The sequence below is a fragment of the Candidatus Accumulibacter meliphilus genome (assembly GCF_036625345.1).
Taxonomy (GTDB): domain Bacteria; phylum Pseudomonadota; class Gammaproteobacteria; order Burkholderiales; family Rhodocyclaceae; genus Accumulibacter; species Accumulibacter meliphilus.
Genome location: NZ_JAZKTZ010000005.1, coordinates 282169 through 302645, shown reverse-complemented (window position 1 = coordinate 302645; position 20477 = coordinate 282169). Strand labels below are relative to the sequence as shown.

Here is a 20477-nt window from a genome sequence, read left to right as displayed (position 1 = left end):
ATGCCCGACGACTTGAGCTCTGCCCACTTCGTTAGCTGGTTCCGTTCGGTTGCGCCGTACGTCAATCTGTTTCGCGGCAAGACCTTTCTGATCGCCTTTGGTGGCAAGGCGATTGCCGGAACGCTGGCGCGTACCCTGGCCTACGATGTCAACCTCCTGGCGGCGCTTGGCGTCCGCCTGATTCTGGTTCACGGCGCACGGCCTCAGATCGAGGAATTGCTCCGTCAGAAAGGGCTGGAGTCGGTCTATCACGGTAACTATCGGGTGACCGACGACAGGGCTCTCGATTGCGCGATTGACGCGGTGGGCAGTATCTACGTCCGCATCGAGGCCCTGTTGTCACAGGGCCTCGCCGATACGCCGATGGCCAACAGCACGATCCGGGTGGTAGGGGGCAACTTTGTCACCGCCCGGCCAGTTGGTGTGGTTGACGGCGTCGATCTGCAGCACTCGGGTCAGGTGCGCAAGGTCGATGGTGAAGGAATTCGTGCGCAGTTGGGTCTTGGCAACATCGTTCTCCTGTCATGCCTCGGCTCGAGTCCGACCGGAGAGATCTTCAACCTGTCGATGGAACAGGTTGCCGAAGCGGTCGCCACCGCCTTGCCGGTCGACAAGCTCATCTTTCTTACCGACAGCCGTGGTGCGACCGACATCGACGGCGCGCTGCTCGACGAGCTGACGGTGGACGCGGCTGAGCGGCTGGTCAGTCTTGGCGAGTGGCTGTCGAGCGATCTGAAGCGCTATCTTCCCTGCGCGGTGCGCGCTGGCCGTGCCGGTGTCCGCCGCGTGCACCTCATCGGCTACGACGAGGATGGCACGCTGCTGCGCGAATTATTTACGCGTGACGGCGTGGGCACGGTCATCAGTCGCGAATCGCTTGAAGTATTGCGCGACGCTCGCCCCGACGATATTGGTGGTCTGGTGGCGCTGATCGAGCCGCTCGAAGAAGAGGGCTCACTGGTCCGCCGTTCCCGAGAGTTGCTGGAGCGCGAGATCTCGCGTTTCTCGGTCGTTGAGCACGACGGGGTGATCGTTGCCTGCGCTGCGCTGTATCCTTACGGTGCCGAGGAGGCCGAACTGGCTTGTGTAGCGGTGCATCCGCATTACCGTCGCTGGGGCTACGGTGCGCTCCTGATCAAGCGGATCGAGGCCAGGGCGTCGGCTTCGGGAGTCAAGCGACTGTTTGTGCTGACGACGGTCACTTCGCAGTGGTTCCGGGAGCGTGGCTTCGTCCTCCGCCAGATCGATCAATTGCCGGCCGAGAAGCGGCTGGTCTACAACCTGCAGCGTCGTTCCAAGGTGCTGATCAAATATCTCTAGCTTTTTCCCGTGTTTTCCGCCGGGTCCGCGGGGCTGGCGGGGACGCATAACGTTTGCCGCGGCGGATTTTCCGCAGCGTGTTCAAGGAGTCGGTTGCATGGCAAGAATGGTTAACTGCATCAAGCTCGGTCGTGAGGCTGAAGGTCTTGATTTTCCCCCCTATCCGGGCGAGCTGGGCAAGCGCATTTATGAACAGGTTTCCCAGGAAGCGTGGCAGCAATGGGTTCGCATGCAGACCATGATCATTAACGAGAATCGCCTCAATCTTGCCGATGCTGCACACCGCAAGTACCTGGCGGAGCAGTTGGAGAGGCATTTTTTTGGCAGTGGGGCCGATGCCGTTCAGGGTTACGTACCGCCCAAGCCCTAATGTGAAAGTGGCGTAGGCGACTCACGAACCTCTCTTCTCCCTGTGCGGGACAAGGGCCGGGGTGAGACGGGGAATTCTGGGCGCATACGCCCAGCCCGTCGAACGATTCCGGCGTGCAAGCCGGAATGCGCACTGCAAGTGAAGAGAGGGGCAGTCATGACCGTCAGTCGGCGGTTAGCGTCTGCACCCCGTCCGCCGTAGCGAGCAGACAGACATCGGCCGGGCGCTGAGCGAACAGGCCGTTGCTCACCACGCCGACGATCTGGTTGATCCGCGCTTCGAGCGCCGTGGCGTCAGTGATTGAAAGTCCCTTGACGTCGACGATCAGATTGCCGTTGTCGGTGACAAAGCCCTCGCGCAGCACGGGCGTACCGCCGCCGATCGCTGCCAGTTGGCGTCGGACGTGGCCGAGGGCCATCGGAATCACCTCAACCGGTAGCGGGAACTGGCCGAGCACCGCTACCAGTTTGCTGCCATCGGCAATACAGACGAATTTCGCTGCCACCGCGGCGACGATTTTTTCGCGGGTCAGTGCGCCGCCCCCGCCCTTGATCATCTGTAGCGCAGCGTTGATCTCGTCGGCACCGTCCACGTAGACCCGGATGGCGTCCACCTTGTCGAGATCGAAGACCGGGATGCCGTGGCCCTCGAGTCGCTGCCGGCTGGCTTCGGAACTGGCCACGGCACCGCGGATTCGGTGCTGAATCCGGGCCAGCTCATCGATGAAGCAATTGGCGGTTGATCCCGTTCCGACGCCGACGATTTCACCGTCGACCAGGTAGGCAAGGGCGGCGCGGGCGACGGCTTTCTTCAGTTCGTCCTGGGTCATGGCTAGGCTCCGCCTTTCAGTGGGTACATCGATGGATGGATGCTTGAATTGGCCGGCATTGTAGCGAAGTGCCGCCGGTGATGACAGTGTCGGCTACGGCCTGAGCACAAGTGAAGGTCGGAGCATTGATGGCAGCAATCGTCGGCGGCACCGGTATACTGGTCGTTCATCGCCTAAGGGCAGGGGGAAAAAGCTGTGCTTGACGAAAGTCCGTTCAAGGGGAAAACCGGTTTGCAGCGGGTCTGGAACGCCCTCCACTATTCGTTGGCTGGGCTGCGCGCCGCCTATCTTGCCGAGGACGCTTTTCGCCAGGAAGTGCTGCTCGCCGCGCTGCTGATACCGCTGGCTTGTTTCGTGGCACCCGATGGCGTCGGCCGAGCGCTGATGGTCGGGAGCGTGCTGCTGGTGCTGATCGTCGAACTGCTCAACTCGGCCATCGAGGCAACCGTGGACCGGATTTCATTCGACCGTCATCCCTTGGCCAAGCGCGCCAAGGATATTGGCAGTGCAGCGGTCCTGCTGGCTTTGCTCAATGTCCTCGCCGTCTGGGCTTGCGTGCTGATCGGCTGAGTTGCCCTGCCAAGGCTTGCTGCTGCCTGGCGAGGCGCCAGCGCGGCATTTAACTGATGCGCCGCAGATGTATCAGCGCCGAGATCTTGGCTCCCAGCCAACCGAGGCCACCGCCGATCGCTGTCAGGGCGACGATATCGGTGGTCGACAAGCCCTGCAAGGTGAAAGACCCCCCATAGAGCTGTGCCAGTTCGGCGACCGGAGGGGTCAGGAAATAGCTGCCGGTGCCGATCAGCAGTGCTGCGCACAGGCCGCCGAGAGCTCCTTGCAGCATGCCGAAGTAGTGCAACGGGCGCTGGATGTAGCTATTCGTCGCGCCGATCAGCTTGGCGACTTCGATCTCGGCCGCCTGCGCAAGGATTTGCAGGCGAATGGTGTTGAAGGTGATGGCCACCAGGGCGCCGGCAAAGAGCACGGCGAGCAGCACGACGATCAATTTTCCGAGGCGAAGCAGTGCGTCCAGGCGTTTGACCCACGCCGAATCGAGCTGGACGTGCGCCACTTTCGGCCAGCTGGCGAAAGTCTTCGCAAGCAGTTCGAGAGATTCTGGTTGCGCGTCTGCGGGGGTGACGAGAAAGGCATCCGGGAGTGGGTTTTTCGGCAGGCTGCCAATGATTTCGGTCATTCCTGCGGACTCTCGCAGCTGCTTGAGCGCCTCGCCGCGCGCAACGTAGCGCCAGCTTCCCGGCTTGGCCTGCTGCAGCCGCGACTCGATTTCGGCGACCGCGGGCTGGTTGGCATCGAGTGTCAGGAAGATGCTGATTTGCTGCACGCCCGGGGTATCGCCGGCGACGGCACGGAGGTTTTCGATGGCCAACCAGCCGGCGGTCGGCAGAGTCAGCGCGACGCCGATCACCAGCAAGGACAGCAGCGTGTTCAGCGGTGCACCGAACAGGCGACGCAGTGCGTCGCGCATGGCGGTCAGGTGTTGTACCAGCCAGGTGGTCACGGCGTGACCCCGTCGGTGGCGGGCATGCACAGCGGCTCACTCATCTGGCCCTGGTCGAGGCGCAGAATCCTTGGATTGAGCCGAGCCATGAGCAGCGGGTCGTGGCTGGCGATGACGACGGTGACCCCGACCTGCTGAAAAGCGCGAAAAATCTCGAGGATTTCGATCGCCGAAGCGGTGTCCAGGTTGGCGGTCGGCTCGTCGGCGAGAATGACCGCTGGGCGATTGACCACCGCGCGGGCAATCGCCAGGCGCTGCTGCTCGCCGCCGGAAAGGGTGATCGGAAACGCTTTCGCGCGGTTCGGCAGGCCGACCTTGGCGAGTGCCGCCTGCGCGCGGCGTGGCGCATCCTTGACCGGGTGGCCGACGATCGACAGTGGCAAGAGTACGTTGTCGAGCACGGTACGGTCGAAGAGCAGTTTGCGATCCTGAAAAATTAGGCCCAGTTTGCGGCGCAGGTAGGGAATGGCGTTCCTGCGCAGGGCTGCCAGATTCTGGCCGTTGATCACGATGCTCCCCGAGGTCGGCCGCTCGATGGCTGCCAGTAGCTTGAACAACGTCGATTTCCCGGCGCCCGAGTGCCCGGTCAGGAAGACCATTTCCCCGGCTGTGATCTCGAAGCTCACGTTCTTGAGCGCTTCGTGACCTTCAGGGTAGCGCTTGGTGAGGGCGTTGGCAGTAATCACTCGAAGAGCGCATCGACAAAGTCACGGGCATGGAAAGGTCGCAGGTCGTCAATGCCTTCACCGACACCGATGTAACGAACCGGTTTCGGACACTGGCGCGCGATGGCGGCGACGACTCCCCCCTTGGCAGAGCCGTCAAGTTTGGTCAGCACCAGGCCAGTGACCGCGATCGCCTTGTCGAAGGCAATGACCTGCTGCACTGCATTCTGGCCAAAAGTGGCGTCGATGACCAGTAAGGTTTCGTGTGGCGCCGACGGGTCCGCTTTCTGGATGACGCGCCGCACTTTGGCGATTTCGTTCATCAGATGCAACTGCGTTGGCAGGCGACCGGCCGTATCGGCGAGCACGATGTCGATACCGCGCGCCCTGGCGGCGGCGATGGCGTCAAAAATGACTGCCGCCGAATCGCCGGACTCCTGGGCAATCACCGTCACCCTGTTGCGCTCGCCCCAGGTCTGCAGTTGCTCACGTGCGGCGGCCCGGAAAGTGTCGCCGGCGGCGAGCAGAACCGAGAGGCCCTGCGCCTGGAAGTGCTTGGCGAGTTTGCCGATCGAGGTCGTCTTGCCGGTCCCGTTGACGCCGGCAATCATGATCACGAAGGGCTTGTGTGCTTGCAGGTCAAGCGGTTCCTCGAGTGGTTGCAGTAGCTCGCACATGGCGTCTGCCAGCGCTTTCTCTATCGCTTCCGGGGTGGCCAGTTTGTCGCGCTTGGCACGCGCTTTCAGCTGTTCGAGCAGGTACTGAGTGGCGTTCATGCCGACGTCGCTGGTCAGCAGCACGCTTTCCAGCTCTTCGAGCAGCTGGTCATCGACCTTGCCGCGCAAGAACAGCGATTTCAGCTTGCCGCCAAACTGCGCGCGCGTGCGCGACAGGCCGCTTTTCAGCCGGTAGCGCCAGGAAGCCCTCGCCGCTACGTCGGCGACCACCTTTGTCGCTACGTCGGCGACTGCATCGGTCGCTTCGCCGGCGTCTGGCGTGCTGCGGGTGGGCGTCGGCGCGGGGGCTTTCTTGGGGAAACCAAACATGGGACTTTCGTGTCTCTAACGGTCATGACTTGTCGAGATACCCCCGATCATGAAAGTCATGACCGTTTCCCCTCTTCCCCAAGCCTTCTCCCACGAGAGGAGAAGGGAGCTTCGTGAGTCGCAGACGCGACTTTCACATTAAGGCGGTCAGGAACCGGGCCGGTGGTAAGATGCCGGCGCAAGTATCCGACACATCCCGGGATTTTATCAGAAGCGATTCATCCTCATGCGTCAGACGAGACTGATTCCTCTATTGCTGGCTCTGACCCTGGCCGCGCCAGCACTGGCCGAGACTTTCGAGCAGCAGCTGCCGAATGGTCTGCGCGTCATTGTCAGGGAGGACCGGCGGGCGCCGACAGTGGTGCACATGGTCTGGTATCGCGCCGGCAGCATGGACGAAACGAATGGCCGCACCGGTGTCGCACATGTCCTCGAACACATGATGTTCAAGGGCACCCCGAATGCCGGGCCCGGTGAGTTCAACCGCCGCGTCGCCGCTGCCGGCGGTCGTGACAACGCCTTTACCAGTCGCGACTACACGGCCTATTTCCAACAGGTGCCGGAGCACAAACTCGCCGAGATGATGCAGCTGGAAGCCGACCGCATGCGCCATCTGACCCTGGACCCGGCGGAATTTGCGCAAGAAGTCCGCGTGGTCATGGAAGAGCGCCGCCTGCGCACCGAAGATCAAGCACAATCCTTGCTCTTCGAGCAGCTGACGGCCACTGCTTTTCAAGCCCACCCGTATCGCGTACCGATTATCGGCTGGATGAACGATCTCGAGAATCTGGCTCCTGCCGACGCGCGCAGCTGGTACGACAACTGGTATGCGCCGAACAATGCCACCGTGGTGGTTGTCGGCGACGTCGATCATCAGGCGGTGTTCGCGCTTGCCGCGCAGCACTACGGTCCGCTGCAGGCGCGCCAGTTGCCAGTCAGAAAACCGCAGGACGAACCGCCGCAGCTCGGGACGCGGCGGCTGTCCGTCAAGGCACCCGCCGACCTGCCGCTGCTGATGATGGCTTACAAAGTGCCGGTCATTCGCCATGTCGAGCAGGACGTCGACCCCTATGCGCTGGAAATTCTGGCCGCAGTGCTCGCCGGCCACGACGCGGCGCGCTTCTCGACGAGCCTGGTGCGCAGGCAACAGCTGGCCGTCGAGGCCGAGGCCGATTACGATTCGACCGCACGCGGGCCGGGCATCTTCTATCTGCGCGCTTCTCCCAGCGAGGGAAAGTCGGTCAGCGAACTCGAAGCCGGATTGCGCGCCGAAATCGCCGCTGTTCAGGAGAGCGGCGTTAGCGCGGATGAACTTGCACGCGCCAAGGCGCAACTGATTGCTGGCCAGATCTACAAGCTCGACTCGATGTTTGCGCAGGCCATGGAGATCGGCCAGCTGGAAGCGGTCGGCATTCCGTACACACAGAAGCGGCGTTTGCTCGAGAAACTGCAGGAAGTGACTGCCGCGCAGGTTCAGGCGGTTGCCCGCCGGTACTTTACTGACCAAGCCCTGACGATTGCCGAACTCGTGCCGCAGCCCTTGGCGTCGGCGGCGCGCTCGCCGGCCCCGGCTCGCCATTGATGAGTGCCGCTCGATGAACTCCTGCAAATGCTTGCTGCTGCTGGTGCTTTCTCTTGCCACGCCACTTTCCAACGCGGCTCCGCGGATCGAGCGTTGGCAGACGACAGCGGGTGCGCGTGTCCTCTTCGTCGAGAACCATGCGCTGCCGATTGTCGACATCCAGGTCGATTTTGCCGCCGGCACGGCTTATGAAAACGAAGCGCAGGCGGGTGTCGCTGCATTGACGCGCGAACTGCTCGAACTCGGCGTGGCCGGGATGGACGAGACGCAGATTGCCAGCCGGCTGGCCGATGTCGGCGCGCAGCTGTCGGGCGAGGTTGACCGGGATCGTGCGTCGCTTGTTCTGCGCACCTTGTCGATGGCCGACAAGCGAACTGTGGCCCTCGACTTGCTGCGCGCGATGCTGAGTACGCCCCAGTTTGCGGCAGCTGTTTTCGAGCGTGAGAAGGCACGTTCCGTGGCTGCGCTCAAGGAAGCGCTGACCCGCCCCGAGACGCTCGCCAGCCGGGCGTTGTGGTCGGCCATGTACGCCGCGCACCCCTACGGACGACAGACGACAGCGGAGTCGGTGGCGGCTCTTGAACGGGCGAACGTGCTCGCTTTCCATGCCGCCCATTACACCGCGCCGCGGGCAACGCTGGCCATCGTTGGCGATCTCTCGCGTGCGCAAGCGGAGGCGGTGGCCGAGGATCTGACCGCGGCACTGCCAGCCAGCCCAGGCATGACGACGATTGCCGTCCCGGAATTGCCGTCATCCGGCGAGCAGCGTATTGCCCATCCGGCGGTACAGGCGCACTTGTTGCTGGGATTGCCGGCACTCAAGCGTGGCGATCCGGATTTTTTTCCGCTGCTCGTCGGCAACTACACGCTGGGCGGTGGGGGCTTCGTCTCGCGCTTGATGAAGGCGGTGCGCGACCAGCGGGGCCTCGCCTATAGCGTACATAGCTACTTCCAGCCCCTGGCGCAGTTGGGGCCGTTCCAGATCGGTCTGCAGACCAAGAAGGAGCAGGCGCAGGATGCACTGAAGCTGACTCGCGAAGTGCTCGCCAGCTTCCTGGCACAGGGCCCGAGCAGAGGAGAACTGCTGGCCGCCAAGCAGAATTTGATCGGCAGTTTTCCGTTGCGTCTGGATAGCAATAGCGAGATTCTGGGCAGCGTCGCCGTCATCGGTTTTTATGGGCTGCCGCTCGATTACCTTGACCGCTATCCTGACAACATCGAAAAAGTGACTCTCGCCGACATCAAGGCGGCGTTTGCGCGTCGTGTGCGGCCCGCGCATCTGGTGACCGTGATCGTCGCCGGAGACTAAGGACTTCGGCCTTGAATACGGTACGCATCATCGGCGGGGAGTGGCGGCGGCGTTTGTTGCGCTTTCCCGATTCCCCAGGTCTGCGGCCGACGCCGGATCGGGTGCGCGAAACCCTGTTCAACTGGCTCGGCAACGATCTGCGCGGCCTTTCCTGTCTGGATCTGTTCGCTGGCAGCGGCGCTCTCGGTTTCGAGGCCGCCTCGCGCGGCGCAGAGCGAGTGGTGCTGGTCGACAATTCACCGAAGGTTCTGGCGGCGCTCGAGCTCAATGCGAGAACTTTGGGGATGGCTGGGCGCCTGGAAATTGTGCGCTCGGATGCGGTAAGATTCGCAACTTCCAGCCAGCAGCGCTTTGATGTTCTGTTTCTCGACCCACCGTTCAATGCGGGCTGGATCGAGCGCCTGGCGGCGAGCGTGGCGGCCATTGTCGCCCCGGATGGCGTCATCTACGTCGAGGCCGAAAGACTTGTGGAGCATTGTGGCGACTGGCGCACGGTGCGCAGTGGGCGGGCCGGCCAGGTTTTCTATCACTGATGAGACGAGGCGAAGCGGATGGCACTGAATAGGCGGATGGCAATCTATGCCGGGACCTTCGATCCAATGACCAGGGGCCACGAGGATCTGGTGCGGCGCGCGAGCTGCCTCTTTGACCGGGTGATCGTGGGGATCGCCGAGAGCCAGCCGAAGAGGCCATTCTTTTCTCTTGAAGAGCGGGTCGAGATGGCTAGCGAGCTGTTGATCCCCTATCCGAACGCCGAAGTCTGTGGCTTCAATGGCCTGCTGATGGATTTCTTGCACGACAAGGGCGCCAAAGTGATCATCCGGGGCTTGCGCGCGGTCTCTGACTTTGACTATGAATTCCAGATGGCAGGGATGAACAGAAACCTCTTCCCGGAGGTCGAAACACTATTCCTGACCCCGGGCGAGCAGTACATGTTCATTTCGGCGACGATGGTGCGAGAAGTCGCCATGCTCGGTGGCGATGTAAGCAAGTTCGTACAGCCAGCCATCTGTGAGCGGCTGGCCAAACGAGTACAAGAAATTTCAACGATCTGAAGGAAGCACAAGAATGTCTCTGATTATTACCGATGAATGCATCAACTGCGACGTGTGCGAGCCCGAATGCCCGAACGAGGCGATCACGCAAGGGGAGGAAATCTACGAGATCGACCCCAACAAGTGTACAGAGTGTGTCGGGCACTACGATACGCCGCAGTGCGTCGAGGTGTGCCCGGTCGATTGCATTCCCAAGGATCCGGCCAATCAGGAAAGCGAAGACGTGCTGTGGGTCAAATACGAAAAGCTTACCGGCAATCCTGGGCGGCCCTGAACGCTGGTCGAACGCCGCAAGTTTGCCGACGAGCCGTCCCTATCTCAGGGACGGCTTTTTTTCGAGCGCCCGAGAGCCTCTCGCCGACGCTGGCTGCGGCGGCTATTCGGCTGTGGCCAGGGTCATTTCTCCGGCCATCGCCAGTTGTTGGCGTAGTTTCTGCTTGGCTGCCTTGAAGCGGGCGAGATGCGCCTTGTCGAGTGGAATGGCAATGGGCAAGGCAATGGCCAGCGGGTCGACCGGCTCTTCCTTGACCCGGAACTCGTAGTGCAGATGCGGGCCGGTCGCCAGGCCGGTTTGGCCAACGTAGCCGATGGTGTCGCCCTGCCGCACCCGCGTTCCTTCGCGAATTCCCTTGGCGAAGCCCTGGAGGTGGCCGTAAGCCGTTGAATAGCTGCCTTGATGCTTGAGCACGATCAGACTTTCCATAACCACTCTGGCGCGCCGCTGTTTCGACGACACCGTCGGCAACGGCAATCACGCCGGTCCCTGCGCGTGCCGCGTAGTCCACGCCCTTGTGGGCTCGCCAGGTGCGCAATATGGGATGCAAGCGTGCGCCGGAAAAGCCCGACGAGATGCGGGAAAATTCTATCGGCGAGCGTAGAAAGGCCTTGCGCAGGCTGCTGCCGTCGGCCGCGTGATAAGCGCCCTCTCCCTGTTCCGGCTGAAACCAGTAGGCCTGCAGGACCGTCTGGTCATTGACCAGTTCGGCCGCCAGGATGCGTCCGCTGCGCACGGGCTGGCCGCGGTCAGTGAAGCTTTCGTACACCAGCGAAAAGCGGTCGCCCTTGCGCAGGTCGCGATGGAAATCAAGCTCGCCGCCAAAAATCTCGACCATTTGCATGGCGATGGCGTCGGGAATGTCGGCATCGTCGGTGGCGGCGAACAAGGAGTGGCGAATTTCGCCCGACTTGATGACCGTGCGGCTCTCCAGTTGCAGCGGCTGCTCACGAGCGACGAAGCCGTCGCCGCTGCGTTCGATGACCAGCATTGCGTCCTTGCCGGGTAGCTCCACAGTACAAGCTGTGCAGGTTGCCCCAGGCGCCCGTCTCGGCGCTGACGGTAGTGCCGGCTTGCAGGTGCCGCGCCATATCGCGTGCTTGCTGGTTGCTGCGAATGAACTGTAGCGCTTCCCCGTCGTAGATGCCCAAGCGGCTCATCAGGCTGGCGATCGTGTCGCTGCGGCGAACACGCTCTTCGCGCAGAAATACCGGTTTGCCAGTATCCAGCAGGGTGATGCTTGGCGCCGGCAGTTTCTGGATAACTGTCGTCAGCTCGACGCCAGGATCCTTGGCCGGTGGGGCAATGGCGAATGCGGCGACCATGCCGAGCAGTGAGGCGCCACCGATGGCGGCGGCTGCCCAGCGGTGACGACGCTGTCGGTCGTTCCTTGGGTGTGAATGCGTTAAAATCCGGCTCTCCTTGATACTGTCGGCGACAAAACCGCTGCAGTCTAGCAAAAAACCCTTCTCTCCAGAAGCTCTCTGGGCAGAAACCGTAGAGGTTTGCATGCGCGCTGTTGACCACGACCTCACGCTGATCAAGCGTGGGTCCGAAGAGTTGTTGATTGAAACCGAGCTGATCGAAAAGCTGAAAAGCGGCCGCCCCCTGCGGATCAAGGCCGGCTTCGATCCCACCGCCCCCGATCTCCATCTCGGGCACACGGTGCTGATCAACAAGCTCCGCCATTTTCAGGATCTCGGTCACCACGTACAGTTCCTTATTGGCGACTTCACCGGCATGATCGGTGATCCGACGGGCAAGAACATCACGCGGCCACCGCTATCACGCGAGCAGATACTCGAAAACGCCAGGACTTATCAGGAGCAGGTGTTCAAGATTCTCGATCCCGAAAAGACCGAGGTCTGTTTCAACTCCACCTGGTTCGAGCCATTTGGTGCCTCCGGCATGATTCGTCTGGCCGCGCTGCATACCGTCGCACGCATGCTCGAACGCGACGACTTTGCCAAACGCTATCGCAGTGGGCAGCCGATCGCCATTCACGAACTGCTCTATCCCCTTTGCCAGGGCTATGATTCGGTGGCCATGAAGGCCGACGTCGAGCTTGGCGGCACCGATCAGAAATTCAACCTGCTGGTAGGCCGGGAGTTGCAGAAGCATTTCGGACAGGCGCCACAGGTCATTTTGACCATGCCCCTGCTCGAAGGCCTGGACGGCGTCAACAAGATGTCCAAGTCCCTCGGCAACTACGTCGGAATCAACGAGCTGCCGGGCGAGATGTTCGGCAAGCTGATGTCAATCTCGGACGAGCTGATGTGGCGCTACTTCGAGCTGTTGTCGTTTCGCGCCAGCGAGGCGATCGAGGAGCTCAGGCGCAGCGTGCTTGACGGACGCAACCCGCGCGACGCCAAAGTTCTCCTGGCACAGGAAATCGTCGAGCGCTTTCATGGCGCTCCCGCTGCCGTGCAGGCGCTTGCTGATTTCGACGCACGCTTCCGGCACGGTGCGATCCCCGACGACATTCCCGAGCTGTGCTTGTCAGGCAGTGACTCGGCGCTGAGCATCGCGCAGGTCCTCAAGCAGTCGGGTCTGACGGGCAGTACCTCCGAGGCCTTGCGCATGATCGACCAGGGAGGCGTCAAGGTCGATGGTTGCCGGGTCGACGACAGGCAGCTCGTCCTGGCGCCGCAGGGCAGCTACGTGCTGCAGGTGGGCAAGCGCAAGTTTGCGCGGGTAAGCATCGCCTGAGCCTGCTGTCGCGTGGATGGGTGGTGTGTGATTGATTCACGAATTGTTTTGAGTAGAGGGTTGACGCCCATTTTTGAGCCTGTATAATTCGCCCCTTCGCTGCCGAACACGACAAATAAAAACTTTAGAAATCAAGTTCTTATGTCGTATTGGCGCGGTTTGAGGGGGCCTTTCGGGGCCGTAGCAAAGAGTTGTTGGCGGGTTTGGCGAGTTTCACGAAGCAAGTGTTGACGCCGCCGGAAACGACTGTATAATGCGCCCTCTCGCTGCTCAGGCAGCACGGCGGTTCGGCCAAATGGTCGTTCTGCCAGCTCTTTAAAAATGAGACAACCGATAGGTGTGGGTTCTTGGTCTGGGGTGATCTGCTTAGGCGGATTGCCAAAAAGATGGAGTAACTCGCACGGAAGTAAGACTGTTGGTCTGGGGAACTTGGGCTGATGGAAGAACGTCGAGCGAGGGTTTTAGGATTTGAACTGAAGAGTTTGATCCTGGCTCAGATTAAACGCTGGCGGCATGCCTTACACATGCAAGTCGAACGGCAGCACGGGGGCAACCCTGGTGGCGAGTGGCGGACGGGTGAGTAATACATCGGAACGTGCCCTGGAGTGGGGGATAACGTAGCGAAAGTTACGCTAATACCGCATATTCTGTGAGCAGGAAAGCAGGGGATCGCAAGACCTTGCGCTCTGGGAGCGGCCGATGTCGGATTAGCTAGTTGGTGGGGTAAAGGCCTACCAAGGCGACGATCCGTAGCGGGTCTGAGAGGATGATCCGCCACACTGGGACTGAGACACGGCCCAGACTCCTACGGGAGGCAGCAGTGGGGAATTTTGGACAATGGGCGGAAGCCTGATCCAGCCATGCCGCGTGAGTGAAGAAGGCCTTCGGGTTGTAAAGCTCTTTCGGCGGGGAAGAAATTGCTTGGGTTAATACCCTGAGTAGATGACGGTACCCGAATAAGAAGCACCGGCTAACTACGTGCCAGCAGCCGCGGTAATACGTAGGGTGCGAGCGTTAATCGGAATTACTGGGCGTAAAGCGTGCGCAGGCGGTTTTGTAAGTCAGATGTGAAATCCCCGGGCTCAACCTGGGAACTGCATTTGAGACTGCAAGACTGGAGTTTGGCAGAGGGGGGTGGAATTCCACGTGTAGCAGTGAAATGCGTAGAGATGTGGAGGAACACCGATGGCGAAGGCAGCCCCCTGGGCCAATACTGACGCTCATGCACGAAAGCGTGGGGAGCAAACAGGATTAGATACCCTGGTAGTCCACGCCCTAAACGATGTCAACTAGGTGTTGGGAGGGTTAAACCTTTTAGTGCCGTAGCTAACGCGTGAAGTTGACCGCCTGGGGAGTACGGCCGCAAGGCTAAAACTCAAAGGAATTGACGGGGACCCGCACAAGCGGTGGATGATGTGGATTAATTCGATGCAACGCGAAAAACCTTACCTACCCTTGACATGTCAGGAATCCTGGAGAGATTTGGGAGTGCTCGCAAGAGAACCTGAACACAGGTGCTGCATGGCTGTCGTCAGCTCGTGTCGTGAGATGTTGGGTTAAGTCCCGCAACGAGCGCAACCCTTGTCATTAATTGCCATCATTGAGTTGGGCACTTTAATGAGACTGCCGGTGACAAACCGGAGGAAGGTGGGGATGACGTCAAGTCCTCATGGCCCTTATGGGTAGGGCTTCACACGTCATACAATGGTCGGTCCAGAGGGTTGCCAACCCGCGAGGGGGAGCCAATCTCAGAAAGCCGATCGTAGTCCGGATCGCAGTCTGCAACTCGACTGCGTGAAGTCGGAATCGCTAGTAATCGCGGATCAGCATGCCGCGGTGAATACGTTCCCGGGTCTTGTACACACCGCCCGTCACACCATGGGAGCGGGTTCTGCCAGAAGTAGTTAGCTTAACCGCAAGGAGGGCGATTACCACGGCAGGGTTCGTGACTGGGGTGAAGTCGTAACAAGGTAGCCGTAGGGGAACCTGCGGCTGGATCACCTCCTTTCTAGAGAAAAGCTGGATCGAGAGCTCACAACCTATCGGTTGTCACAAGCGGCACAAGCGGATGGGTCTGTAGCTCAGTCGGTTAGAGCATCGTCTTGATAAGGCGAGGGTCGTTGGTTCGATTCCAACCAGACCCACCAGCGTATCTGGCGGAAGGCAACGGTGAGCAAGACCATTGAGGCCCTTCTGGCGGGATGTTGGGAGGTGTGGTCACCCGGAACATTGGGGATTAGCTCAGCTGGGAGAGCACCTGCTTTGCAAGCAGGGGGTCGTCGGTTCGATCCCGTCATCCTCCACCACCCGCAACTTGTGAGATGTCAGGCCTGAAGAGTTTTAGGAGTCTTCAGGCCTGACCCCTTACGGGGCTCGTGCTCTTTAACAAAATGGAAGAAGGTTCGTATCACTGGTTAAACGCAGTCGATTTGATGCGTGGAGAGGCCGGTGATACGGTTGTGATTGCATCGATTTCCCTGTTGATTTGGGAGAGCACAAGAAGTTGCCTGTAGCTTGAGGTCTCGCAAGAGAGCTTAAGGTTATAGGATCAAGTGAATAAGTGCATGTGGTGGATGCCTTGGCGATTACAGGCGATGAAGGACGTACAAGCCTGCGAAAAGCTCTGGGGAGCTGGCAATGAAGCTTTGATCCAGAGATATCCGAATGGGGAAACCCACTCCGCAAGGAGTATCCCACGCTGAATATATAGGCGTGAGGAAGCGAACCCGGCGAACTGAAACATCTAAGTAGCCGGAGGAAAAGAAATCAACCGAGATTCCCAAAGTAGTGGCGAGCGAACTGGGAACAGCCTGCAAGTGATAGCAGTTGTGTTAGCGGAAGCCTCTGGAAAGTGGAGCCGTAGTGGGTGAAAGCCCCGTACGCGAAAACATGATTGTGGTACTAAGTTTGCGACAAGTAGGGCGGGGCACGAGAAATCCTGTCTGAACATGGGGGGACCATCCTCCAAGGCTAAATACTCGTAATCGACCGATAGCGTACCAGTACCGTGAGGGAAAGGCGAAAAGAACCCCGGGAGGGGAGTGAAATAGATCCTGAAACCGCATGCATACAAACAGTGGGAGCCCCTTCGTGGGGTGACTGCGTACCTTTTGTATAATGGGTCAGCGACTTACGTTCAGTAGCGAGCTTAACCGAATAGGGGAGGCGTAGGGAAACCGAGTCTGATAAGGGCGATTAGTTGCTGGGCGTAGACCCGAAACCAAGTGATCTATCCATGGCCAGGATGAAGGTGCGGTAACACGCACTGGAGGTCCGAACCCACTAATGTTGAAAAATTAGGGGATGAGCTGTGGATAGGGGTGAAAGGCTAAACAAACTTGGAAATAGCTGGTTCTCTCCGAAAACTATTTAGGTAGTGCCTCAAGTATCACCGACGGGGGTAAAGCACTGTTATGGCTAGGGGGTCATCGCGACTTACCAAACCATTGCAAACTCAGAATACCGTTGAGTGCGAGCTTGGGAGACAGACATCGGGTGCTAACGTCCGGTGTCAAGAGGGAAACAACCCAGACCGCCGATTAAGGTCCCCAAGCCATAGTTAAGTGGGAAACGAGGTGGGAAGGCTTAGACAGCCAGGAGGTTGGCTTAGAAGCAGCCATCCTTTAAAGAAAGCGTAATAGCTCACTGGTCGAGTCGTCCTGCGCGGAAGATATAACGGGGCTCAAACTATGCACCGAAATCGCGGATATCCGTAAGGATATGGTAGGAGAGCGTTCTGTAAGCCGTTGAAGGTGTCTTGAGAAGGATGCTGGAGGTATCAGAAGTGCGAATGCTGACATGAGTAGCGATAAAGGGAGTGAAAAGCTCCCTCGCCGAAAGCCCAAGGTTTCCTGCGCAACGTTCATCGGCGCAGGGTGAGTCGGCCCCTAAGGCGAGGCTGAAAAGCGTAGTCGATGGGAAACAGGTTAATATTCCTGTACCTCTTTGTAATGCGATGGGGGGACGGAGAAGGTTAGGTCAGCCGGGTGTTGGACGTCCCGGTTCAAGCGTGTAGGAAGGTCTTTTAGGCAAATCCGGAAGATCAATTCTGAGGCGTGATAACGAGTGGTCTTTGACCGCGAAGTGATTGATACCATGCTTCCAAGAAAAGCCTCTAAGCTTCAGTTACAGAGAGACCGTACCGCAAACCGACACAGGTGGGCAGGATGAGAATTCTAAGGCGCTTGAGAGAACTCAGGAGAAGGAACTCGGCAAATTAGCACCGTAACTTCGGGATAAGGTGCGCCCTGATAAGTTGAAGCCCCTCGCGGGTGTAGGCTGAAAGGGTTGCAGTGAAATGGTGGCTGCGACTGTTTAATAAAAACACAGCACTCTGCAAACACGAAAGTGGACGTATAGGGTGTGACGCCTGCCCGGTGCCGGAAGGTTAAGTGATGGGGTGCAAGCTCTTGATCGAAGCCCCGGTAAACGGCGGCCGTAACTATAACGGTCCTAAGGTAGCGAAATTCCTTGTCGGGTAAGTTCCGACCTGCACGAATGGCGTAACGATGGCCACACTGTCTCCTCCTGAGACTCAGCGAAGTTGAAATGATTGTGAAGATGCAATCTCCCCGCGGTTAGACGGAAAGACCCCATGAACCTTTACTGTAGCTTTGCATTGGACTTTGAACCAATCTGTGTAGGATAGGTGGGAGGCTGTGAAACTGGGACGCTAGTTCTGGTGGAGCCAACCTTGAAATACCACCCTGGTTTGTTTGAGGTTCTAACCATGGCCCGTGAATCCGGGTCTGGGACCGTGCATGGTAGGCAGTTTGACTGGGGCGGTCTCCTCCTAAAGTGTAACGGAGGAGTACGAAGGTACGCTAGGTACGGTCGGACATCGTGCTGATAGTGCAATGGCATAAGCGTGCTTGACTGCGAGACACACACGTCGAGCAGGTACGAAAGTAGGTCATAGTGATCCGGTGGTTCTGTATGGAAGGGCCATCGCTCAACGGATAAAAGGTACTCTGGGGATAACAGGCTAATACCGCCCAAGAGTTCATATCGACGGCGGTGTTTGGCACCTCGATGTCGGCTCATCACATCCTGGGGCTGTAGTCGGTCCCAAGGGTATGGCTGTTCGCCATTTAAAGTGGTACGTGAGCTGGGTTTAAAACGTCGTGAGACAGTTTGGTCCCTATCTGCCGTGGGCGCTGGAAATTTGAAGGGGGCTGCTCCTAGTACGAGAGGACCGGAGTGGACGAACCTCTGGTGTACCGGTTATGACGCCAGTCGTATTGCCGGGTAGCTAAGTTCGGAAGAGATAAACGCTGAAAGCATCTAAGCGTGAAACTCGCCTTGAGATAAGATTTCCCTGGGGACTTGATCCCCCTGAAGGGTCGTGGTAGACCACCACGTTGATAGGCTGGGTGTGGAAGCGCAGTAATGCGTTAAGCTAACCAGTACTAATTGCCCGTGAGGCTTGATCCTATAACCTTAAGCAGCAACTCAGAAACGAAGCGCAATCACAACGCTGCACAAAAACCTTCTTCCCATTTTGCGTACCCCGCCAACCGCGGTGTGCGAAACAGTTATGCTTGGCGGCAATAGCCCTTTGGACCCACCCCTTCCCATCCCGAACAGGACCGTGAAACGAAGGTACGCCGATGATAGTGCATACTTCATGTGTGAAAGTAGGTCACCGCCAGGCTCCCCATTGACAAAGCCCCCGACAGCCAACCGTCGGGGGCTTTGTTGTGCGCGTCAGCGTGAATTTCGGTGAAATTGGGCAGTTGAAATTCGGGCGTGAGGAGTGGCCGTGAGAGCGGCAATTGGCGGTTCAGTGCGGTCGTTCGAGCGATAGATCGGGGTTTTGATGCGGGGGTTTCGGCACGGTGGATCTGGCCAAAGAGGGGCGAACTACCGTTTGTTACGCGGTAACGCGAGGTACTTATCGAAGGTCTCGTCGCTCATCGCCCGTGTGATGACCTGATCGGCGTCGAGAACGAGTTTTTCGAGGAAGGTCGGTCGAGTCATCCCGGCGTGGCGTGCCAAGCGACCGAGGGCGAGGGCCGCTGCGGTCGAGACCCAGGTCTGCAAACGGCGTTCGCCGTTCTCGCCGGCGCAGGATTGCCTGGCGCGATAGGCCCGTTGTCTTTCTGCCGAAGTCGTCGCCATGAGCGCTCGCCCGTTACCGCGTAACACCGCCCGGATTGGGGTCGGCGAGCGACGGTTCCGCGCCAATCGACGGGAAAGCAGCGCCAGTCATGCCTCGATCGGGTCCTTCATGCGATAGCTCTTGCCCTCGATGATGATCGTTTCTGCATGGTGGAGCAGTCGGTCGAGGAGCGCCGAGGTCAGCGTGCTGTCGTGGTTGAAGATTTCCGCCCAGTGCTTGTAGGCAAGATTGGTCGTGATGACCAAGGCGCCGCGCTCATAGCGTTCGCTGATCACCTGGAAGAGCAGATCGGCACCATGCTTGTCGATCGGCAGATAGCCAAGCTCGTCGACAACCAGCAGTCGCGGCTGAAGATACTTGCGCAGCTCGCGCTTCAAGCTGCCCTGCGCCTGCGCGGCAGACAGCGAGTTGGATGATATCGACCGCCGTGGTAAACGGCACCGGGTAGCCCCGCAGACAGGCAGCGTGTGCCAAGGCAATACTGAGATGGCTGTTGCCCAGGCCGACATTGGCCATGAAGATCACATTGCCCTTCTCCTCAATGAAACGCAGGCGAAAGAGATTCTGGATCTGCGGCCGGTTGATCTTCGTCGGCCAACTCCACTGGAACTGATCGAGCGTCTTGAGCACCGGCAATCGAGCCAGCCCGATTCGTCGCTGGATGCTGCGATCTTCACGCGCCTGCGCCTCCCCTTCGATCAGGCGCGCCAGATAGTCCACGTGTGACCACTGCTCGGCACCCGCTTGCTGCGCCAGGGATTCAAAGTGCGCGCCCAGATGCGACAGTTTGAGACTCGCCAGCTGGACGCGTAAGGTCTCGCTTGCCGGGCTGCCGGAACGTTCAGTGCGCATGGCCATGCCCCTCGTAAAGTGAGAGATCGGCGGCGGTGATCTCGATTTCCAGGAGATCCTGGCGGCGGGTGAGATGGAGCGCACTGACTGCAGGGGTTTCGCGTGCTCGCATCTCCAGGATATTGGCGACGTACTCGCAGCTATAGGCAGCAAAGGCGATGCCGTCCTGGATCGCCCGGTCGACAGCGTCCGCGCCGTAGCTCTCGCTCAAGGCGACGATCTTGCGCAGATGATGGCGCGGGTTCACGCGGCGTTGCTCGATGCCCTCAAGATAGGCCTGTGCGTGTCGCGACAGACCCAGGAACTGCACCAGCAAGCGCTGCTCACGAGCATTGTGCCGCTGCGCGAGCAGCGCCTTCGGGTGGTCGGGGTCCTCGATATCCTGGCGCCGATCGTAGCTGCGGACGTGGCGGGCGATGAGCTTGTCCTGGTGGTAAATGCACACCCGATCCGGATACGCCTTCAGCGTCACCCGCTGACTCGCAAACTCCGCGGGCACCGAATAGTGATTGGTATCGAGCGCCACACGGAACTGCTTCGAAGCGCGCTGGCTCTGCACGCGACCGATGTCGTAAGGCATCGGATTGAGTCCGCGCAGATGCGGCTGCTCGTCCTTGAACAAATCGACGGGGCGCTGGTGCGTTTCCCCATGGATGCGCACATTGGCGATGCTCGCCAGCCACAGCTCGGCAGCCGGGTTTACCGCGCTGAAGTCGAGAAGCTCCAGGCCATTCAGGAAATTCTTCTTCACGTAACCGACACCGTTTTCAACGCGGCCTTTTTCGTGATTATGGGCTTGAGCCCATAATCACGAGTATGGTGTGGT

At 59.5% G+C, this 20477-nt stretch carries 18 protein-coding genes, 1 tRNA gene, 3 rRNA genes and 1 pseudogene; 14 read left to right on the top strand and 9 right to left on the bottom strand.

Annotation, left to right across the window (positions count from 1 at the left end; all coding sequences use genetic code 11):
• Complete coding sequence (argA, locus tag V5B40_RS12495) at positions 1-1320, top strand: amino-acid N-acetyltransferase (protein WP_332354794.1); 1320 nt, start codon at positions 1-3, stop codon at positions 1318-1320.
• Between the two features lie 97 nt (positions 1321-1417).
• Positions 1418-1690 carry an oxidative damage protection protein gene (locus tag V5B40_RS12490; protein ID WP_169065550.1) on the top strand — a complete coding sequence of 91 codons (273 nt, stop codon included), beginning with the start codon at positions 1418-1420 and terminating at the stop codon, positions 1688-1690.
• A gap of 163 nt (positions 1691-1853) precedes the next feature.
• On the opposite strand, the gene rpiA is transcribed toward V5B40_RS12490, so the two are convergent.
• Positions 1854-2519, bottom strand: coding sequence for a ribose-5-phosphate isomerase RpiA (rpiA, locus tag V5B40_RS12485; RefSeq protein ID WP_332354793.1), 666 nt, complete (start codon positions 2517-2519; stop codon positions 1854-1856).
• Positions 2520-2714: 195 nt separating this feature from the next.
• On the opposite strand from rpiA, the gene V5B40_RS12480 reads away from it, so the two are divergent.
• Positions 2715-3089, top strand: a complete 375-nt coding sequence (locus tag V5B40_RS12480) for a diacylglycerol kinase (protein ID WP_332354792.1) — start codon at positions 2715-2717, stop codon at positions 3087-3089.
• A 49-nt stretch (positions 3090-3138) separates the two neighbouring features.
• Here the strand turns inward: V5B40_RS12480 and ftsX are convergent, their stop codons facing one another.
• Genes ftsX through ftsY form a run of 3 tightly spaced genes read right to left on the bottom strand, consistent with a single transcriptional unit; the run spans position 3139 to position 5749 of the window.
• A complete protein-coding gene (ftsX, locus tag V5B40_RS12475; RefSeq protein ID WP_332354791.1) occupies positions 3139-4038 on the bottom strand; it encodes a permease-like cell division protein FtsX in 900 nt (299 codons plus the stop codon).
• Positions 4035-4724: a cell division ATP-binding protein FtsE gene (ftsE, locus tag V5B40_RS12470; RefSeq protein ID WP_332354790.1), complete on the bottom strand. Its 690-nt coding sequence runs from the start codon at positions 4722-4724 to the stop codon at positions 4035-4037. Before ftsE ends, ftsX begins: the two co-directional genes overlap by 4 nt.
• The gene (gene ftsY / locus V5B40_RS12465) at positions 4721-5749 is read right to left on the bottom strand and encodes a signal recognition particle-docking protein FtsY (RefSeq protein WP_332354789.1); all 1029 of its coding nucleotides are present in this window, start codon (positions 5747-5749) and stop codon (positions 4721-4723) included. The genes ftsE and ftsY overlap by 4 nt, the downstream gene beginning before the upstream one ends.
• Positions 5750-5975: 226 nt before the next feature.
• Between ftsY and V5B40_RS12460 the strand changes: the two genes are divergently transcribed.
• Genes V5B40_RS12460 through V5B40_RS12440 form a run of 5 tightly spaced genes read left to right on the top strand, consistent with a single transcriptional unit; the run spans position 5976 to position 9969 of the window.
• Entirely contained in the window at positions 5976-7331 is a 1356-nt protein-coding gene (locus V5B40_RS12460; protein WP_332354788.1) for a M16 family metallopeptidase, read from the top strand.
• Positions 7332-7344: 13 nt separating this feature from the next.
• Positions 7345-8640 (top strand): M16 family metallopeptidase, encoded by a 1296-nt coding sequence (locus V5B40_RS12455; RefSeq protein ID WP_332354787.1) that lies wholly within the window; start codon positions 7345-7347, stop codon positions 8638-8640.
• Between the two features lie 11 nt (positions 8641-8651).
• Positions 8652-9173 (top strand): 16S rRNA (guanine(966)-N(2))-methyltransferase RsmD, encoded by a 522-nt coding sequence (gene rsmD, locus V5B40_RS12450; protein ID WP_332354786.1) that lies wholly within the window; start codon positions 8652-8654, stop codon positions 9171-9173.
• Positions 9174-9191: 18 nt separating this feature from the next.
• The gene (gene coaD / locus V5B40_RS12445; protein ID WP_434735869.1) at positions 9192-9695 is read left to right on the top strand and encodes a pantetheine-phosphate adenylyltransferase; all 504 of its coding nucleotides are present in this window, start codon (positions 9192-9194) and stop codon (positions 9693-9695) included.
• A 13-nt stretch (positions 9696-9708) separates the two neighbouring features.
• The gene (locus V5B40_RS12440) at positions 9709-9969 is read left to right on the top strand and encodes a YfhL family 4Fe-4S dicluster ferredoxin (protein WP_332354785.1); all 261 of its coding nucleotides are present in this window, start codon (positions 9709-9711) and stop codon (positions 9967-9969) included.
• 102 nt (positions 9970-10071) lie between these two features.
• Here V5B40_RS12440 and V5B40_RS12435 read toward each other — a convergent pair whose 3' ends face one another.
• Positions 10072-10398, bottom strand: a complete 327-nt coding sequence (locus V5B40_RS12435) for a M23 family metallopeptidase (protein WP_332354784.1) — start codon at positions 10396-10398, stop codon at positions 10072-10074.
• A 208-nt stretch (positions 10399-10606) separates the two neighbouring features.
• Here V5B40_RS12435 and V5B40_RS12430 point away from each other — a divergent pair, with 208 nt between their 5' ends.
• Positions 10607-10978, top strand: coding sequence for a hypothetical protein (locus tag V5B40_RS12430; protein WP_332354783.1), 372 nt, complete (start codon positions 10607-10609; stop codon positions 10976-10978).
• Here V5B40_RS12430 and V5B40_RS12425 read toward each other — a convergent pair.
• Entirely contained in the window at positions 10917-11429 is a 513-nt protein-coding gene (locus V5B40_RS12425; protein WP_332354782.1) for a hypothetical protein, read from the bottom strand. The genes V5B40_RS12430 and V5B40_RS12425 overlap by 62 nt on opposite strands.
• Positions 11430-11478: 49 nt before the next feature.
• On the opposite strand from V5B40_RS12425, the gene tyrS reads away from it, so the two are divergent.
• The 5 genes from tyrS to rrf all read left to right on the top strand — a co-directional run bounded on the left by tyrS (position 11479) and on the right by rrf (position 18331).
• On the top strand, positions 11479-12678 hold the full coding sequence (gene tyrS, locus V5B40_RS12420; RefSeq protein ID WP_332354781.1) for a tyrosine--tRNA ligase: 1200 nt from the start codon (positions 11479-11481) through the stop codon (positions 12676-12678).
• A gap of 470 nt (positions 12679-13148) precedes the next feature.
• Positions 13149-14686, top strand: a 16S ribosomal RNA gene (locus V5B40_RS12415).
• A gap of 62 nt (positions 14687-14748) precedes the next feature.
• Positions 14749-14825: transfer RNA gene (locus V5B40_RS12410), tRNA-Ile, on the top strand.
• 399 nt (positions 14826-15224) lie between these two features.
• Positions 15225-18111 (top strand): 23S ribosomal RNA (locus V5B40_RS12405).
• A gap of 106 nt (positions 18112-18217) precedes the next feature.
• A 5S ribosomal RNA gene (gene rrf, locus V5B40_RS12400) occupies positions 18218-18331 on the top strand.
• Together the 16S, 23S and 5S rRNA genes with 1 tRNA gene alongside form the textbook arrangement of a ribosomal RNA operon.
• Positions 18332-18540: 209 nt before the next feature.
• On the opposite strand, the gene V5B40_RS12395 is transcribed toward rrf, so the two are convergent.
• From V5B40_RS12395 to V5B40_RS12380, 3 genes and pseudogenes are all read right to left on the bottom strand, one after another.
• Positions 18541-18798, bottom strand: coding sequence for a hypothetical protein (locus V5B40_RS12395; RefSeq protein WP_332354780.1), 258 nt, complete (start codon positions 18796-18798; stop codon positions 18541-18543).
• Positions 18799-18885: 87 nt separating this feature from the next.
• Positions 18886-19651: pseudogene (gene istB, locus V5B40_RS25285) on the bottom strand (IS21-like element helper ATPase IstB).
• Entirely contained in the window at positions 19641-20402 is a 762-nt protein-coding gene (locus tag V5B40_RS12380) for a Mu transposase domain-containing protein (protein ID WP_332354778.1), read from the bottom strand. Before V5B40_RS12380 ends, istB begins: the two are co-directional and overlap by 11 nt.
• Positions 20403-20477: the final 75 nt, after the last annotated feature.

What these genes read in the sequence shown, in the direction of transcription:
- argA (WP_332354794.1), top strand. Translation starts at nt 1, where the DNA reads ATGCCCGACGACTTGAGCTCTGCCCACTTCGTTAGCTGGTTCCGTTCG.
- V5B40_RS12490 (WP_169065550.1), top strand. Translation starts at nt 1,418, where the DNA reads ATGGCAAGAATGGTTAACTGCATCAAGCTCGGTCGTGAGGCTGAAGGT.
- rpiA (WP_332354793.1), bottom strand. Translation starts at nt 2,519, where the DNA reads ATGACCCAGGACGAACTGAAGAAAGCCGTCGCCCGCGCCGCCCTTGCC.
- ftsY (WP_332354789.1), bottom strand. Translation starts at nt 5,749, where the DNA reads ATGTTTGGTTTCCCCAAGAAAGCCCCCGCGCCGACGCCCACCCGCAGC.
- V5B40_RS12460 (WP_332354788.1), top strand. Translation starts at nt 5,976, where the DNA reads ATGCGTCAGACGAGACTGATTCCTCTATTGCTGGCTCTGACCCTGGCC.
- V5B40_RS12455 (WP_332354787.1), top strand. Translation starts at nt 7,345, where the DNA reads ATGAACTCCTGCAAATGCTTGCTGCTGCTGGTGCTTTCTCTTGCCACG.
- coaD (WP_434735869.1), top strand. Translation starts at nt 9,192, where the DNA reads ATGGCACTGAATAGGCGGATGGCAATCTATGCCGGGACCTTCGATCCA.
- V5B40_RS12440 (WP_332354785.1), top strand. Translation starts at nt 9,709, where the DNA reads ATGTCTCTGATTATTACCGATGAATGCATCAACTGCGACGTGTGCGAG.
- V5B40_RS12435 (WP_332354784.1), bottom strand. Translation starts at nt 10,398, where the DNA reads ATGGAAAGTCTGATCGTGCTCAAGCATCAAGGCAGCTATTCAACGGCT.
- tyrS (WP_332354781.1), top strand. Translation starts at nt 11,479, where the DNA reads ATGCGCGCTGTTGACCACGACCTCACGCTGATCAAGCGTGGGTCCGAA.
- V5B40_RS12395 (WP_332354780.1), bottom strand. Translation starts at nt 18,798, where the DNA reads ATGGCGACGACTTCGGCAGAAAGACAACGGGCCTATCGCGCCAGGCAA.